We start from the raw sequence: 17104 nt of genomic DNA, 5'->3' as shown, positions 1-17104 counted from the left end.
TCCATATTATTATGCCTGTAAGGTTGGGGGCTTTCGCCCCCGATTATTATTGGAAATGAAGAGTTAACTGATATTGCCATTGTGTCTCAAGCAGCAGCCATTGCTGTAGTACGCCTGGCGTCCAGGAGTCATCATTGCCGATGCCCATATGCTGGCCATCGAGGGTGATCCAGACACCGTCTTCCGGCTTCATCCAGTGCCAGTGGTCCGTTTCTGTTAACTGCGCGGTACTGCGACAACCCGGCAGATCGTCATTGATCCAGCTGGCGAAAGTCGGGTGGGCCGCTAAGCGGTTGAGGTGAGTAATGGTCTGGTTTTGCCAGTCTTCCCCGGCAATTACTTCATTAAACGTCGCTCCTGCGGTAGAGATAGAGTCATGTTGTTGCATACACATACCTGACGGATAAGTGAGAAAATGTCATTCGCTAGACAAGAATGGTTTCGTTATCAGATATTTTCACTTAGGCCGCAATATTGGCGAAATTGAAACCCACTGGCGATCACGAAATGCCAGGAAAATGGCTGATTCTTGTCGTCTTTTAAACATAGAATGTTAGCGGGCGACATTTGGGTTTTCAGGCAGAAGGAGCGGGCGATGCAGCGCCGTTTGGCAACGTTAGAAGATGTGGCCCGCGAGGCCGGGGTTTCTCAGCAGACGGTCTCTCGAGTACTTAATAATCCGGAGGTTGTTTCTGAACGAACCCGCGACAAAGTGATCCGCGCGATGCAGGCATTGCACTATGTGCCGAACCGCTCTGCGCAGTTGCTGGCGGGAAAATCCGCGCCGTCGATTGGGCTCATTACTGCTTCGTTGACTCTGCACGCGCCTTCGCAAATCGCCGCGGCGGTAAAAAGTTATGCCGCTTCACATCAGCTGGAGGTGTCGATTGCGATGCCGGCGCAGATCGATTACTCGTCACTGCAGGCGCGGTTGAATGAGTTTCGCGCTCAGCACATTCGCGGAGCGATTATCAGCTTGCCGCTGGAAAGCAGCCTGGCGGAGCGGCTGGTAGAGGAGAACCCGGATATTTCCTGCCTGTTCCTTGACGTTTCGCCGGAGACCGAAGTGTGTTGCGTGCGCTTCGATCACCGCGACGGCTGCGGAGCCTGCGTGCGCCATCTGTGGGATTCAGGGCATCGCGAGTTCGGATTACTGGCCGGGCCGGAGAGTTCGGTCTCGGCACGGATGCGCTTGAGCAGCTGGCGCGAGGCGCTACACCGTCTGGGGGTCAGCAATGCGGTGACGGTGTTTGGCGACTGGAGCGCAGCTAGCGGCTGGAATAAAACCTTTGAACTGCTGCATCAGCATCCCAGTATCAGCGCGATCGTGGTGGCAAACGATCAGATGGCGCTCGGGGTGCTGAGCGCTCTGGCGCAGCTTAATCGCACCGGTAGCCAGGCAATTTCCGTTACCGGCTACGATGATACGGCGGATAGCCTGTACTTCCAGCCGCCGCTCACCACCGTCGCTCAGGATTTTAATGTACTGGGAAGAAGGGCGGTCGAGCTGTTGATCCAACTGATGGCCTCCCCGCAGTTAAGGATACGCGAACTGCTGCCCACGCGGTTGATCATCCGCCACTCGACCTGGCCTTGCGCGGCTGAGGCGGAAGATGAGAAGGCGCAGTTAATCGCGCAAATAAAAACGCTGGTGGAAAAACTTTGAGCAACGGCTTCGTTTAGCTTTCATTGAAGAAACGTGTGATAGCGTAATGAAAAGACGTAGGCAGAGTGATTAATGCTCTGAACGTAAAAACAATCTATCCATGCAAGCATTTATTTACCGCCAATAACCTGGCGGTTTTTTTTGCCCGTTTTCTGGCCAACGGGCAAGAGTATATTTTATTTAATGCTGTGATTAGGTGATAATTTGACCTTTCATAAGCATAAATACGCTGTTTTTCATGTCGGTGGTTAACAAATTCTCGAGGGTTATAGTTTTGTGAGTAGCATAAAATGCTGTCGAGATGGCTAGCTTTCCTGCGGCCAGTAATACTCATCAGGCAGCGCTCGCGCACCGAATATTGCCTGTCCGACCCGCACCACCGTTGCACCTTCCTCAATGGCGATTTCGAAATCACCGGACATCCCCATAGAAAGCTCTCGTGGCTGATAACCGCAGGGGGCAACTTCGCACAGACGATCCCGCAGAGATCGCAGGCGAATAAAACAGGCTCTGACGCGTTCGGCATCGGTGCTAAATTCAGCCAGCGTCATCAACCCGAGTACCTTGAGGTTTTCATAGTTTTTCAGCTGACATAAAAAGGACTCAACCTCGTCTGGCGCGAGCCCATATTTGCTGGCTTCGTTGGAAGTATTGACCTGCACAAAAATGTCAAGCGTACGCCCCTCAGCTTGCAGTCGACGGTCGAGGACCTCAGCAGTACGCAGATTATCAAGTGCCTGAAATTCACTGGCGAATTTGGCGACCAGCTTCGCTTTATTCGATTGCAGATGGCCGATAACCGACCATTTTAGTTCCGTGAGATCTGCCATCGCCTGCGATTTACTCCAGGCTTCCTGAACTTTGTTTTCTCCCAGCATTAAACAACCCGCCTGGTGCGCAAGGCGAATATGCGCTTCATCCATCGTTTTGCTGACCGGCAGGAGCCTGACCGTTGACGGGTCACGATGGCTACGCTGGCATGCCCCGTGTATGCGTCGTTGCACTGCCTGAAGATTCTTGCGGAAATCCTCAACGCTCTGCGCACGTGGCCAGCGGTTGTGCATGTCATGTTGCGGTTGAGTGGTTGGGGAGGTCGGGCCAGGCGCTTCTGTAAGAGGGTTCATGGTTGAGATGTCTCCGTTGAGTAGCTAGCTTTCATTGTCATGGGCCAAATTATATTTTGTCATAGGTCAAATAATTTGCAGTATACCAACGATGAGGAAGTGAGTGAAATCTTTGTGAGGTTAGGCATAGATGCTCTACTCTGAGTGCGGATAAACCGGGAGACAAAGTGATGATGAAACTGGTCGGTAAAGAGCATCTGGAGCAGGTGGACTGGCATGCAGTCGCGGCTATTATCGCCGCCGCAGGTCTTAATCAAAGAGACGTCGCATTAGTTGAGCGGGCCTTTCGCCACAGTACTTTTTGCTGGTTTGGTTATGAAAATGGGCAGCTGATTGCGGTGGCGAGAGCCATTAGCGACCTGACCTGGTGCAGCTATCTGGCAGATGTTGCGGTTGTCCCACGCTGCCAGGGAAAGGGATACGGGCAGCAGCTGATGCAGGCGGTCAGCAATGAACTGCAGCCGTTTGGTAAAACCTTTATCTACTCGGTTGTGGATAAAATAGACTTCTATCGCCGCTTTGGTTTTGAGCTGCTCACGACGGGAATGGTTTGCGCCAGCGAGGAGAGCCTGATTCGCCTGCGTGAGCAGGGGTATATACGAACTCACGATAACAATCTTTGAGATGTTTTGAAGCAATGGCAATCCGCTACGCAGTGGCAGCGTTCAGATCGGCAGTACCTGTACATAGATATCGGGAAGGTACTGCTGATCTTTCCACCAATTTTACCGTGCCAGATGCCGGTTGTAACCGGCGGCAACGTTGTCATGGTACCTTCTGTTCAGGATATCAATAGCAGCGAGCCTCCTTTGAGTTTATCAATTAAGGATTGAACAATGTCATATGCGACGGCGGGGCAACCGTAGGATCGCCCGCAACGACCATTTTTGTTCACGTATTCTTTATCAGCATAGGGGACCCCATGAAAGACAATGCCTCGCGCGTAGGCATTATTATTACTCTCCTCAAGACCTTCCAGCCTCAATGCTCTACCATGCTTTGCCATCGTATAGGTGCTCAGTGTCTTATAGAGTCCTAACGAACTTTGGTGTGAATCCGGTGTATTTGAAAAAATGGTTGCTAGCCCATCGTTATTTGGATCGCTGCCTGTCCCGTGTACTGCATAAACACTTTGAACCGTATTATCGATGCGATCAAAGATATGCATTCTTTGGGTTTTAGAGTGTTCTTTTATTTTGAATACAACCCAGTATCGAGGGTTGGATACAGCATTATTTTGCATTTGCCAGTCAATCATTTTCTTAATATCATTGTGCGGAATGCTTACACTATCTGCCAGCGTATATAATCCCTCGCCGATGGTGCTGCCGGATACTAATGAAGGTACGCTTACGTCTATACTATCGTTATCAACCAGTGAATTAAGCCGGTTGGCTCTGTTTACCCACCCTTTAAGGAAGACATTCTGAGATGGTTTATTGGCGACAATTTTTTTAAACAACTCAATGTTTTTATTGGCAAATAAAGGAATGAACTTGTCATCAGGAAGTTTATTGAGGGCATCCAGAGTTTGTCTATCCATTATTTTGGTTATGTTAATATTTAATATTTCCTGGCAAAGCCTTAATGCGGTCCCCGCACCACATAACACACCCATATCAAATAGTGCGGTAGCAATGCTTTGATCTAACACTTTATCTAAATTTAATACATCCCAATAATTTTTTTTGTAAATAGCAGTAATTGTTTTAATACTGATGCTTTTAAGTTCTTCCTCCGTGACGTCTTTTCTTCCTAGATACTCTGATAGCTCACTAAGCAAGATACCTTTATTCGTCGCCTCTCCTTGAACTGCTGAATGATTAGTATAGCCTCCTTCATTTTTTAAAGTAAATATCAGCGCTTCATCAATATTTGAACCGAGTTGATCGATAACGTTATCGATCTTTGTGATGTTGGGTATCGGTTCTTCGGTCAGAGGTTTACCCATGAATGGTTTTTCAACCATAAGCGCTTCAAATTTTTGAGTTGCTGCCAGCGTCAGTGGGCCAACGACGCCATCAATATCACCATTATAAAGTTCTAATGATTTTAATGCTAATTGCAGTGACTTAATTTTGCTTTTCGTAAACATAATATTCACCTTCATTCATTTTTATGCTACAGGTTTCTGGCTGTCTATTTATTCGTCGTTAATCCCTGAAATAGAGAAGCGAATTTGTTCACCACATAAGGGGCAAATAACGTCATGCCTGCAACCAAAAATTTAATAATTTCACTGACAGAACCTGGGGCGGATATTTTTCCGTTTATGCCAAAGTCCAGTAATATTAAAACGCCAAAACCGATAAACATAAACAAAATGACTATCGTACCCATCAGCGCGATGAGTCTGCTCGAACTGGCTTTCATTACCGGAGCCAGAACAGGTTTACCAGTAGCGTCATAAAGAGGGGATCTTGTCACTGTAGTCGTACCTCCTGCCGTCACCGTAACTTCATTGATAACCGGTAAATCAACATCTTCAGAAAGCGCATCGGCCAAAGACCACTCTTTAGGAAGAGAATTGCGGATGACTAAAATAGAAATCAGCGCACCGAAAATGACGATAAAAAGTAATATATAAATAAAAGCCGTACTGGTTTTTACCCCATCAGAGGCAGGGGCTTGCGCTTGAACTGCTGTAGAAAAAAAGAGTAACGTGATTGTATATGCTGATGCGTGTCTTTTTAACAAAAACATAAGTATAATCCTCACCAATTAATATAGATTTAATTTTTATTTGAATGCGAAGATCGAATGATCTACACGTATATTACCACTAAGATCGGGGTTCCCGTCACGTTTGCGTTCTCCATAGCGATAGTGTTCTTGCTTATTGAGTGACATATAGAGCAGCCCTAACTGATCGTCGGGGTTGTTTTTTTAGCGTGGCAGCAACGATATTTGTTAAAAATCTCGCAATTATAAAACCAGCCGCAAAAGCGGGATTGACTGTCCATTTTTTCTGCATACCAGGCATCAAGTATTGGGATGTCCGAGTCTGAAGTAATAAAACTGATTAATTTAACTTGTACATAACCATCGCCAAAAAAGAGAAATGCGTTTTTTATGATAATTTAAAATCCTGACTCTGTTTATCCGAAAATAGAACATACACACTCCTGTAATGGGGGGAGATAACATGTATATTGAATTTACTAAATCAGCATTGTTAACTCATCGAACAATAACAGTATAGATTGGCTCCTTAAACCGTGCCAATGGTTACCAGCCTGGAGACCACTCCAAAGAGAGGAAAAAAATTTAATGCCATTGCTTTATTTCTAAGTAAGGGTCTTGTGTTAGATAAAGAGATAATAAAAGAATAAAATAGTCCTTTCCATGGAGTCATTGATCTAAAGCGCAGTCGCGCCTACTAACTTTGGAAATCCCGACTTATGTGAAATAACATCCAGCCGCGACGCGGACTGGATGTCCGTGGTAAACCATTGCAACCGATTAGTTATTGCACTTGCCCGGTACGGCTAGCTTAACTTCCGGTTTGGAAACAACGCGCATACCTTCGCTTTCAGGAACCTGCTCCAGCCCGGCCCCACCAACGAATACGCCCATTTTAATGTACTGGCGAACAAAATAGTTCTTCCCTGGGGCGGCATTGAGCGTCAGATTATTTGGGGAAAACTCGGATTCTGTCCCCAGCACATGCGGTTGACCTGTCGATATTTGCTGATAGAAAAAGACTTTGTCGGCGGTTTCTCCGATGCAGCGCCCATCAATATAAACATCTTTTTTTAACGCTTTGCCGACAAAGCTGTCCCTGTATATGTAGAGACCGGCTTTACCGTTTTCCGGGGTAGGAAACGATTTAGCCGTTGTGTTTTCAGTATTGCTGGCTAAAGGGACCGAGGCGCATCCGCCAAGAAGCATTGAAGAAAGAATAACAGCTGTAAGGATTATTTTATTCATAGGATTCTCAATGAGTTAAAAAAACAGCAGAGCAAGGATAATCTTATTTTATAAGTATGTCACCACTGAAATGTCGCGTAACAAATTGTAAACATAAGGGCCAGGTGTCAGATAGGACATAACTGAGGGCTGAGAATGGCCACATACTGGTGGGTGCTCGCAGAGTATTCTGAACGGGGATTATTGCAGTGCAGTTCTATAAAACGGGAGTATTCGCCAGGAATTGCCATCGCTTCTGCTCATCAGGGTAAACGCTTTGGCCGATGCATTATAATTTTGGCAGGCAAAGACTTAGAGCAAGTCTTTGCCTTGTTTCGTCAGACAGGGCGCAAAAAGAATTTCGTTGGGGTTCTGCCTTTTCCGCTGGCGAAGCGCTCATGCGGTACTGGTTTTTGATTATCGGCAATAATCATTTTATCGTCATCAATACGCTCCAGAACCAGATAAATATGATCATAACCATGATGAGCCGTCGGTCCGCAGGTGGAACCCACATCGCCTGGCTGCTGTTGACCAACAGGAATGGTTGTCCATTGTCGATGAGCGTGCAGATAATTGCCCAAAGCTAATGCCTGCATAATATCGGGAACGGCTATGTCTCCTTCTTGTAATAGATTGGAGAGGTTTAGCGCACAACCATCATGCGGCCAGTGCTCATGGGCTAATTTAAAGAGCTCGATCGCCGCGACCTCCTGAACCTTTTCATAACGGGCTGGGGTCCGGGCAATATTCATTACTTCGATAATTTTTTCTTTGTCGCTGAGCGGCACGATATTCTTAGTGAACATCGCCTGAGGTGGCGTTTTGAGCGAGAGAAATGTCTGAAATTCTTCTACTGCATCACGCCGCACATGGGAGATAACCTTGCTGGGGTCTTTTATCGTGCCACACCAGGCGGTGTTGATGCGCAACAACCGCGCGCAATACTCTACTGCCAAATCGTGGTCTTCTTTCATTTTTGTAATGAACGTTTCAGCCGTGTCTATACCGCGCTGTTTGGCAAAGTCAAACAACGCGGAATGTCGACCACCAATACTGTCGAATGATACCTGAAATGCTCCGGCTTCTTCGCTTTCAATGTGAGTCTGGGAATGATGATTTCTCTTATCAACACCTGCACTCCAGCGCCAGTCGGATTCAAAACCCGCCTGTACGCGAAGTACCTCACACATGACGGCTTTTCGGTGTGCAAGGCTGGTATAGGGTCCTAGCGCACCTTTCATTACTGCGTAGATATCATGAAGCTTATTTTCAGTGAAAACATCATCAGGTAAAGCATCTAAGGTATCGACTATTTGATCCAGAAACTCGATGGGGGGACGGGTGTGTTGCGCGCTGACAGGGTAGCGGGTCGTAATGAATATACGTTTGTTCATAGTAGCGGTATCCACTGTGTAGAGTCGTCACCGGGAATCACATCAGGAAGTGGAAGATTGAGCGTTTTTCACTCAGTTCTCCGCTGAATAGTATAGAGAGATTATTATTCACTATATGACATATCTGGTTAAATTTTTGAGTACAGATAACCCAGGCCAGCAGACACGCAGCTATAGACGTTCAAGCGCACGCTAAACGGTAAAATATTGAGTTTTTGCAGAGAATCTAACTATGTGATTTTAAAGCCCAGAAAACAGAACGCCTCCTGGTGCATCAGCAGCAGGGGGCGTTTACGGGTGGGGATTATCGGTGTTCATCAGTCGTCCCATTTGTGGCTTAGATATGCGGCAAGAAATCCAAAGAACACAATGGTTCCCAGAACTGCCATAAATACATGCATATTTCCCAGCATGATTAACCTCCATTAGTTTTGCTTTGCGCTAAGTCGTCCTCATTGAACAGGTTTACGGTTGTTGGATACATCATAACCCGGTTATTCTAAACAAACGCTTAACAAATTGCGGGGAGTGACTATTTCTGAGGAAGGGTTACACCACTTTCCTGTCAGCGAGTGACTTCTTCCTGTACTGCAACGGGCTAAGCGCAAACTGTTGGCGGAAATGGTGGCGCAGGGTGCTGGCATTGGAAAAACCGCAAAGCTCGGCAATCTGCTCAACGCTCAGTCGGCTGTGAGTCAAATGCTGCGTAGCGCGCTTCAGGCGCTCATCAAGCAGCCAGCGGGCAGGGGTTTTGCCGGTGGCGTCTTCAAAACGACGCAAAAATGTGCGCGGCCCCATACCGGCTTTTTCTGCCAACGAGGCAACGGTGTGGCTGGCGGCGAGATTCTGATGCAGAAAATCGAATAGTTGTCCCAGCCGCTGGCTCTCGCGCGCTTTGGCTACCGGGCGCACAATCTGTTGCGCCTGGCCGCCGTCGCGATGAGGGGAAACCACTAAACGCCGCGCGACGGTATTCGCCGCTTCGACACCAAAATCCTCCCGTACTAGATGTAAACACAGATCGATGCCCGCAGCGCTTCCTGCGGACGTCATCACTCCCTCTGCGCCGACGTACAGCACATCGTCGATCACCTCAACCAGCGGAAATCGTGCGCGGAGCTGCTCGGTATAGCGCCAGTGGGTTGTTGCCTGGCGTCCGTTAAGCAACCCGGCGGCGGCCAGAACAAAGACTCCGGAGCAAATAGAAATGATCCGACAGCCTCGTTTATGTGCCGTGACCAGTGCTTCGCACAGTGCCGGCGGAACGGGGGCGTCGATACCGCGCCAGCCGGGCACCACGATGGTATCTGCTTCATTTAACAACTCCATGCCGCCATCGGTCATCAGACGGATTCCGCCGGTTGCCCGCAGTTGGCCTTCATCGACGGCAGCCACGGCAAATTGATACCAACGTTCGCCCATCTCCGGGCGAGACAGGCCGAAGATTTCTACCGCGACGCCAAATTCAAAGGTACATAACCCGTCATAGGCGAGGACAACTACCTGGTGGCGTGACAACGTCACGGATGAGGTTGTCATGATTTCAACGTTTTCAGTCATGGTGAGCGGCAGATGTCGTGCTGGAGGTTAATTAAAGTAGTGGTATCACAGACAAGGAGAAGATGCCATGAGTGTTGTAACCGCAATTGCCCCTGCCAGTTCTACAGATGCCGCTGCCTGGTTTCGTCATAAGCTCAGTCTTGAAACCGACTGCGCCGATGTGTATAGCGCGATACGTGACGGCGGTCCCGACTTTGTTCTCTTGCACGTTGTCGGCAGCGAGGAAACATTTGCTCGCCGTCATCTTCCCGGCGCGCTGCATTTACCGCACCGGCAGATAGATGAAGAGAGAATGGCACAGTGGCCTGAGGAGACGTTGTTTGTTGTGTACTGCGCCGGGCCGCACTGCAACGGGGCAGACGTTGCCGCGATGAAGCTGGCATTACTGGGGCGTCCAGTCAAAATGATGCTCGGCGGCCTGACCGGCTGGGAAGATGAAGGATTGCCGTTCGCAAAATGAATATATTTCATGTGCCATGAAATATTCTCGTTTGCGGCTGAACGGTCTGCATGACAGTATCTGGACATATAGCCATCCAGAAGTCTATAAATTCAAATAGTGAACTATCACGGTGGGCAACTAACCTTGCCCGCTGCTAAGGAGACACCATGCAACGTCATCAGGCCCCGTTCCGCGCAGATATCGTCGGCAGCTTTTTACGCCCGGACGCCATTAAACAGGCCCGTCAGCAGCTCAGCGCTGGCACCATTGATGCGCAGCAACTGCGTCAGGTTGAAAATGAGGCCATTCGCCATCTGGTGCAACAGCAGTGCGAGTGCGGACTGCATGTGGTGACCGACGGTGAGTTCCGTCGCGCGTGGTGGCACTTTGATTTCTTCGATGGCTTACAGGGCGTTGAGCGCTACGATTCTGAAAAAGGCATCCAGTTCAACGGTGTACAGACTAAAGCGCACGGGGTTCGCGTCACAGGCAAACTGGCCTTTGGCGATCATCCGATGCTGGAAGATTTCCGTTACCTGAAAAGCATCAGTGGAAACGCGCAGCCGAAGATGACCATTCCCAGCCCGAGCGTGCTGCATTTCCGCGGTGGGCGCAAAGATATCGACGCCACCGTCTACCCGGACCTTGCCGACTATTTTGATGACCTGGCAACCACCTGGCGCGATGCGATCCGCGCCTTCTACGATGCGGGCTGCCGCTATTTGCAGTTGGATGATACCGTCTGGGCCTATCTGTGCTCTGATGAACAGCGTCAACAGGTTCGCGATCGCGGTGAAGACCCGGACGAACTGGCGCGCACCTACGCTCGTGTCCTGAATAAGGCCCTGGAAGGAAAGCCGGAGGATCTGACTATCGGGCTGCACGTGTGTCGCGGTAACTTCCGCTCGACGTGGATCTCCGAAGGCGGCTACGAGCCGGTGGCGGAAGTGCTATTTGGCGGCGTCAATATCGATGCCTTTTTCCTTGAATACGATAACGACCGATCCGGTGATTTCGCGCCGCTGCGCTTTATTCGTCCCGGTCATCAGCAGGTCGTACTGGGGCTGATCACCACCAAAAACGGTGAACTTGAAAACCCGGAGGGCGTGAAAGCACGCTTACAGGAAGCGGCGCAATTCGTCCCGCTGGCACAGATTTGCCTCAGTCCACAGTGCGGTTTTGCTTCCACCGAAGAGGGGAATTCCCTGACTGAGGCTCAGCAGTGGGACAAAGTCCGTCTGGTTACTAATATCGCCGAACAGGTTTGGTAATTTCTCTTCTTAGCGCAGCGCTGCACTATTTTGAGGCAGCGCTGCCCATTATTTTCCTCTCCCCACGCCTCCCGCCGCGCTTTAAGGCCACTGAACAACCTGGCACCGTTTTTGCCTTATCACTTCCTGTTAGTCGTTAATTCATTTTTTGTTTTTGCGCTATTCAGGAGTGAAACACATGCAGCGTCGAACATTATTAAAAGCTTTTGCACTCTCCGCCTCTGTGATCAGCATGGGCATCTCTTTCCAGGTTTATGCCGCCGACACCATTAAAGTCGGGATTATGCATTCGCTCTCCGGGACGATGGCGATTTCCGAAACTCCGCTAAAAGATGTCGCCCTGATGGCTATCGATGACATCAATGCCAAAGGCGGCGTGCTAGGGAAAAAGCTGGAGCCGGTGGTGGTGGATCCTGCGTCAAACTGGCCGTTATTTGCTGAAAAAGCGCGTCAGCTGCTGACGCAGGATAAGGTCGCTGCGGTGTTCGGTTGCTGGACCTCAGTATCGCGTAAATCGGTTCTGCCGGTATTCGAAGAGCTGAACGGCCTGCTGTTCTACCCGGTGCAGTATGAAGGCGAAGAGATGTCGCCAAACGTCTTCTACACCGGCGCGGCGCCAAACCAACAAGCGATCCCGGCGGTGGAATATCTGCTGAGCGAAGACGGCGGTGGGGCGAAACGCTTCTTCCTGCTTGGCACCGACTATGTCTATCCGCGCACCACCAACAAAATTCTCCGCGCCTTCCTGCACGCCAAAGGTATTCAGGATAAAGATATCGAAGAGGTCTACACCCCATTCGGCTATAGCGATTACCAGACTATCGTCGCCAACATTAAGAAATTCTCCGCTGGCGGCAAAACGGCAGTGGTCTCCACCATCAATGGCGATTCCAACGTCCCGTTCTATAAAGAGCTGGCTAACCAGGGGCTGAAAGCGACCGATGTGCCGGTAGTGGCGTTCTCCGTCGGCGAGGAAGAGCTGCGCGGCATTGACACTAAACCGCTGGTGGGCAACCTCGCGGCGTGGAACTACTTCGAATCCGTGGATAACCCAACCAACCAACAGTTCGTTGCCGATTATCGTGCTTACGCCAAAGCGCACAAGCTGCCGAATGCCGACACCGTGGTGACCAACGACCCGATGGAAGCGACCTGGGTTGGCCTGCATATGTGGGCGCAGGCGGTGACCAAAGCGGGCACCACCGACGTGGACAAGGTACGCGAGGCGATGGCCGGTCAGACCTTCAAAGCGCCGTCAGGCTTTACGTTGACCATGGACGCCACCAACCACCATCTGCACAAGCCGGTGATGATTGGCGAAATTGAAAGCAACGGTCAGTTTAACGTGGTCTGGCAGACCGAAGAGCCGGTACGCGCTCAGCCGTGGAGTCCGTGGATCGCCGGTAACGATAAGAAGCCCGATCACCCGATAAAAAGCGCCAGCAACTAAGCGTTAAACCCCGGCACAGCGCCGGGGTGATGGATTCTGTCGTCCGGGCCCGGATCCCGGATTTCCCGAGAAAGGAGAACGACCATGAACGCATTGCGCCTCATGAGTTACTTCGCGCTGCTGATGGTATTGATACCGTGGCGAGCGCAGGCAGCGGACGCCGACGATTTCGTAGCCGCCAACCGTAGCCAGCAGGCCCAACTGCTTGAACAGTGGGCCGCCGCACCGCAAGCACCACGTTTACCGCTGCTACGGGCGCTGAAAAGTGAAACATTACAATCAGATAATAGCGGTCACGCTTTCATCAAGCAGGGCGAAAACCTGCTTGCGTTGGGCGCGGCCTCAACTCCTGACGGTACAACAAAACCCGTACGCCTGACCAACCGCCTGCGTAATCTGGTGGCAGGGGCGCTGGCTACCCATTTGCTGGTAAGTGACAACGTCACGGAAAGGGACGCGGCGGTAAAAACGCTTCAGCGCGAAGCGACGCCAGAGATGGCGGGTCTTTTACAGCAGCGTCTGACGGTGGAAAGCGACAGCACGATAAAATCGCAGCTGGAAATTGCGCTTGCTCGCCTGCAGCTTGCCAGCCCGCAGTCCGCGCAGCGGCTGGCGGCTATTGAACTGCTCGGTCATTCTGGCGATCCGGAAACCCAGGCACTACTGACGCCTCTGACCGACCCACAACATGAACCCAACCCGGCGATTCGCGCGGCGGCGCAGGAGAGCCTGAGCAAAATCCAGCATCGCCTGCTGCTGGGCGATCTTCTTGGTCAGGCGTTTATGGGGCTGTCGTTGGGCTCTGTTTTACTGCTTGCCGCACTTGGTCTGGCGATCACCTATGGTCTGCTGGGGGTCATCAATATGGCTCACGGGGAGATGCTGATGATTGGCGCTTACAGCTGCTGGCTGGTTCAACAGGCGCTGGCGCAGCTGGCTCCGCAGTGGCTGGCTTTTTATCCGCTGATTGCGCTGCCGGTCGCGTTTATGGTGACTGGCGGCATTGGCATGGTGCTCGAGCGTACCGTTATCCGCCATCTTTACGGACGCCCGCTGGAGACGCTGCTTGCCACCTGGGGTATCAGCCTGATGCTGATCCAACTGGTGCGGATGCTATTTGGCGCGCAGAACGTCGAAGTGGCTAACCCGGCGTGGCTTTCCGGCGGCGTGCAGGTTTTACCAAACCTTATCCTGCCGTGGAACCGGCTGGCGGTACTGGCTTTCGTGCTGCTGGTGCTGCTGTTCACCTGGCTGACGTTGAATAAAACGCGATTGGGGATGAACGTGCGTGCGGTGACGCAAAATCGCGCGATGGCGGCCTGCTGCGGGGTGCCTACCGGACGCGTGGATATGCTGGCGTTTGGTCTTGGCTCCGGCATTGCCGGACTGGGCGGCGTGGCGCTGTCGCAGCTCGGCAACGTCGGGCCGGAACTCGGTCAGGGCTATATTATCGATTCGTTCCTTGTGGTGGTGCTCGGCGGCGTCGGACAGCTGGCCGGGAGCGTGGCGGCGGCGTTTGGCCTTGGGATCTTTAACAAAATCCTCGAACCGCAGATGGGCGCGGTGCTGGGCAAAATCCTGATCCTGGTGATGATTATCCTGTTTATTCAGAAACGTCCGCAGGGACTGTTCGCTCTCAAAGGGAGGGTTATTGACTGATGAGCCAACCCATTACCTTAACGCTGGCGCGCAAAGCGCCGCGTCCGCTGCAGTGGCTCGGTGTTCTGTTATTGCTGGGCCTGCTGAGTATGCCGTTTCTGGCGTTATTGCCCGCCACACATCCGCTGGCGGTTTCCACCTGGCTGCTGACGCTCACCGGTAAAATCCTCTGCTACGCGATTGTCGCCGTGGCGCTGGATTTAGTCTGGGGCTACGCCGGAATGCTCTCCCTCGGCCATGGGATCTTTTTTGCCCTCGGGGGCTATGCCATGGGCATGTACCTGATGCGTCAGGCGGCAGGCGATGGACTACCGGCTTTTATGTCGTTTCTGTCATGGAGCGAGCTACCGTGGTTCTGGTGGGGCACCCAGCATTTTGCCTGGGCGATGCTGCTGGTGGTGCTGGTGCCCGGACTACTGGCGCTGGTTTTCGGCTGGTTTGCCTTCCGCTCAAAAATCAAAGGGGTCTATTTTTCGATCATGACCCAGGCGCTGACCTACGCCGGGATGCTGCTGTTTTTCCGTAACGAAACCGGTTTTGGCGGTAATAACGGTTTTACCGGCTTTACCACGCTACTCGGTTTCCCCGTCACCGCTATCAGCACCCGGGCGGCGCTGTTTATGGCGACGGTACTGCTACTGTTGCTCACCCTGTGGATTGGCTATTTGCTGGCGCAAAGCAAATTTGGCCGCGTGCTGACGGCGGTGCGCGACGCCGAAAACCGCCTGATGTTCTGCGGCTACGACCCGCGCGGATTTAAGCTATTGGTCTGGACGCTTTCCGCGGTGCTGTGTGGCCTGGCGGGCGCGTTATACGTGCCGCAGGTTGGGATCATCAACCCCAGCGAAATGTCGCCAACCAACTCTATTGAAGCGGCGATTTGGGTGGCGCTGGGGGGCCGCGGGACCTTAATTGGTCCGGTACTCGGTGCAGGGCTGGTCAACGGCGCGAAAAGCTACTTTACCGTGGCGATGCCGGAATACTGGCAGCTCTTTCTTGGGCTGATTTTTATTATCGTGACCCTATTTTTACCGCGCGGAGTGATTGGCCTGCTGCGTAAAGGAGACCGCTGATGCAACCGGACGAAGGACTTTTTACCCGTCAATTGCCGACGGACAGATTCCGTGAGCAAACCGACCCGGTTTTGCAACTGGAAGAGATTAACGTCAACTTTGATGGTTTTCAGGCGCTGACTAATCTGTCGCTGCAAATTGGCGTGGGTGAACTGCGCTGCGTAATTGGCCCTAACGGTGCCGGGAAAACCACGTTAATGGACGTGATCACCGGTAAAACCCGCCCGCAGAGCGGCAGGGCGCTTTACGATCAGTCGGTAGATTTAATGACCCTCGATCCCATCGCCATCGCCCGTCAGGGTATTGGGCGCAAATTTCAGAAACCGACGGTGTTTGAGGCACTGACGGTCGCGGAAAACCTCGAACTGGCGATGAAGGGCGATAAGTCGGTGTGGGCCAGTTTGCGGGCGCGCCTGAACAGCGAGCAGACCGATCGAATCAGCGAAACCTTACGCCTGCTGCGGCTGGAGGGCGAACGTTCCCGACCTGCTGGGCTGCTGTCCCATGGGCAAAAGCAGTTTCTTGAGATCGGTATGCTGCTGGTGCAGGAGCCGCACCTGCTGCTGCTGGACGAACCCGCAGCCGGGATGACCGACGCTGAAACGGAGTATACCGCTGAGCTGTTTCGCACCCTGGCCGGGCAGCATTCGCTGATGGTTGTCGAGCATGATATGGGGTTTGTCGAGACCATCGCCGACCGGGTGACGGTGCTCCATCAGGGGCAGGTACTGGCGGAAGGGTCGCTGCGCGAAGTGCAGGCCAACGAACAGGTGATAGAAGTTTATCTCGGACGCTAAGGAGCGCAGATGTTACAGGTTAATCAGCTACATCAATACTATGGCGGCAGCCATATTCTGCGCGGTGTGGATTTTGCCGCTCGTCAGGGAGAGATAACCTGCCTTCTCGGGCGCAACGGAGTGGGAAAAACCACCTTGCTGAAGTGCCTGATGGGGCTTATTCCGGCGCGTAGCGGCGAAGTGCTGTGGCAGGAGAAAAATATCACCCAGCGCAAACCGCATCAGCGAGTGCAGTCCGGGATCGCTTACGTTCCGCAAGGGCGCGAGATTTTTCCGCGCCTGACGGTAGAAGAGAATTTGCTGATGGGGCTATCGCGCTTTCCCGCTCGCGACGCGCGGACGGTACCGGAAGAGATTTATCAGCTGTTTCCGGTACTGAAAACCATGAAGCAGCGGCGCGGAGGGGATCTTTCTGGCGGTCAACAGCAGCAGTTAGCCATTGGTCGCGCGCTGGCCAGCCGACCGCAGTTGTTGATCCTTGATGAGCCGACGGAAGGTATTCAGCCATCGGTGATTAAGGAGATCGGCGAGGTTATCCGCCAGCTAGCGAATCGCGGCGATATGGCGATCCTGTTGGTTGAGCAGTTCTATGATTTCGCCGCCGGACTGGCGGACCGCTACCTGGTGATGTCGCGTGGGGCCATTATTCAGCAGGGTAACGGCAGCGATATGGAAGCCGAAGGCGTGCGCGGAATGGTCACCATCTAGCCATTCCCGAATACCAAACCGCACGGACCTGTAGTCCGGGCAAGGCGC

Annotated in this window: 16 protein-coding genes and 1 pseudogene; 9 read left to right on the top strand and 8 right to left on the bottom strand. The window is 52.0% G+C overall.

Annotation, left to right across the window (positions count from 1 at the left end):
* Positions 1–46 precede the first annotated feature (46 nt).
* Positions 47–232: pseudogene (locus tag QVF11_RS20365) on the bottom strand (beta-galactosidase small subunit-related protein); the annotation flags it as partial.
* Positions 233–595: 363 nt separating this feature from the next.
* On the opposite strand from QVF11_RS20365, the gene QVF11_RS20360 reads away from it, so the two are divergent.
* Complete coding sequence (locus tag QVF11_RS20360; RefSeq protein WP_287858911.1) at positions 596–1666, top strand: LacI family DNA-binding transcriptional regulator; 1071 nt, start codon at positions 596–598, stop codon at positions 1664–1666.
* Positions 1667–1971: 305 nt separating this feature from the next.
* Here the strand turns inward: QVF11_RS20360 and QVF11_RS20355 are convergent, their stop codons facing one another.
* Positions 1972–2790, bottom strand: coding sequence for a YggS family pyridoxal phosphate-dependent enzyme (locus QVF11_RS20355; RefSeq protein WP_287858910.1), 819 nt, complete (start codon positions 2788–2790; stop codon positions 1972–1974).
* Positions 2791–2960: 170 nt separating this feature from the next.
* On the opposite strand from QVF11_RS20355, the gene QVF11_RS20350 reads away from it, so the two are divergent.
* Complete coding sequence (locus QVF11_RS20350) at positions 2961–3413, top strand: GNAT family N-acetyltransferase (RefSeq protein ID WP_112214289.1); 453 nt, start codon at positions 2961–2963, stop codon at positions 3411–3413.
* A 158-nt stretch (positions 3414–3571) separates the two neighbouring features.
* Here QVF11_RS20350 and QVF11_RS20345 read toward each other — a convergent pair whose 3' ends face one another.
* From QVF11_RS20345 to ftrA, 6 genes are all read right to left on the bottom strand, one after another.
* Positions 3572–4885, bottom strand: a complete 1314-nt coding sequence (locus tag QVF11_RS20345; protein ID WP_287858908.1) for a murein L,D-transpeptidase catalytic domain-containing protein — start codon at positions 4883–4885, stop codon at positions 3572–3574.
* Positions 4886–4929: 44 nt separating this feature from the next.
* Positions 4930–5493: a hypothetical protein gene (locus tag QVF11_RS20340; RefSeq protein WP_287858906.1), complete on the bottom strand. Its 564-nt coding sequence runs from the start codon at positions 5491–5493 to the stop codon at positions 4930–4932.
* Between the two features lie 759 nt (positions 5494–6252).
* Positions 6253–6720, bottom strand: coding sequence for a DUF2846 domain-containing protein (locus tag QVF11_RS20335; RefSeq protein WP_287858904.1), 468 nt, complete (start codon positions 6718–6720; stop codon positions 6253–6255).
* A 317-nt stretch (positions 6721–7037) separates the two neighbouring features.
* On the bottom strand, positions 7038–8096 hold the full coding sequence (locus QVF11_RS20330; protein WP_287858903.1) for a hypothetical protein: 1059 nt from the start codon (positions 8094–8096) through the stop codon (positions 7038–7040).
* 317 nt (positions 8097–8413) lie between these two features.
* Positions 8414–8509 carry a protein MgtS gene (gene mgtS / locus QVF11_RS20325; RefSeq protein ID WP_049089018.1) on the bottom strand — a complete coding sequence of 32 codons (96 nt, stop codon included), beginning with the start codon at positions 8507–8509 and terminating at the stop codon, positions 8414–8416.
* Between the two features lie 136 nt (positions 8510–8645).
* Positions 8646–9656, bottom strand: a complete 1011-nt coding sequence (gene ftrA / locus QVF11_RS20320) for a transcriptional regulator FtrA (protein ID WP_287858902.1) — start codon at positions 9654–9656, stop codon at positions 8646–8648.
* Between the two features lie 67 nt (positions 9657–9723).
* Here ftrA and QVF11_RS20315 point away from each other — a divergent pair, with 67 nt between their 5' ends.
* The 7 genes from QVF11_RS20315 (at position 9724) to urtE (ending at position 17056) form a co-directional block, all read left to right on the top strand.
* Positions 9724–10116 carry a rhodanese-like domain-containing protein gene (locus tag QVF11_RS20315; RefSeq protein ID WP_112214284.1) on the top strand — a complete coding sequence of 131 codons (393 nt, stop codon included), beginning with the start codon at positions 9724–9726 and terminating at the stop codon, positions 10114–10116.
* A gap of 149 nt (positions 10117–10265) precedes the next feature.
* Entirely contained in the window at positions 10266–11369 is a 1104-nt protein-coding gene (locus tag QVF11_RS20310) for a cobalamin-independent methionine synthase II family protein (protein ID WP_112214283.1), read from the top strand.
* Positions 11370–11547: 178 nt separating this feature from the next.
* Positions 11548–12819: an urea ABC transporter substrate-binding protein gene (gene urtA, locus QVF11_RS20305; RefSeq protein WP_110274118.1), complete on the top strand. Its 1272-nt coding sequence runs from the start codon at positions 11548–11550 to the stop codon at positions 12817–12819.
* A gap of 84 nt (positions 12820–12903) precedes the next feature.
* A complete protein-coding gene (gene urtB, locus QVF11_RS20300; protein ID WP_287858899.1) occupies positions 12904–14478 on the top strand; it encodes an urea ABC transporter permease subunit UrtB in 1575 nt (524 codons plus the stop codon).
* Positions 14478–15551, top strand: coding sequence for an urea ABC transporter permease subunit UrtC (urtC, locus tag QVF11_RS20295; protein ID WP_110274120.1), 1074 nt, complete (start codon positions 14478–14480; stop codon positions 15549–15551). Before urtB ends, urtC begins: the two co-directional genes overlap by 1 nt.
* Positions 15551–16348 carry an urea ABC transporter ATP-binding protein UrtD gene (urtD, locus tag QVF11_RS20290; protein WP_112214281.1) on the top strand — a complete coding sequence of 266 codons (798 nt, stop codon included), beginning with the start codon at positions 15551–15553 and terminating at the stop codon, positions 16346–16348. Before urtC ends, urtD begins: the two co-directional genes overlap by 1 nt.
* Before the next feature lie 9 nt (positions 16349–16357).
* Positions 16358–17056, top strand: a complete 699-nt coding sequence (urtE, locus tag QVF11_RS20285; protein WP_112214280.1) for an urea ABC transporter ATP-binding subunit UrtE — start codon at positions 16358–16360, stop codon at positions 17054–17056.
* Positions 17057–17104 lie beyond the last annotated feature (48 nt).

It is taken from the genome of Klebsiella sp., from assembly GCF_027492335.1.
Lineage (GTDB): Bacteria > Pseudomonadota > Gammaproteobacteria > Enterobacterales > Enterobacteriaceae > Klebsiella > Klebsiella huaxiensis.
Note: the sequence above shows the minus strand (reverse complement) of the source record. Positions and strands in the feature narration are given on the sequence as shown.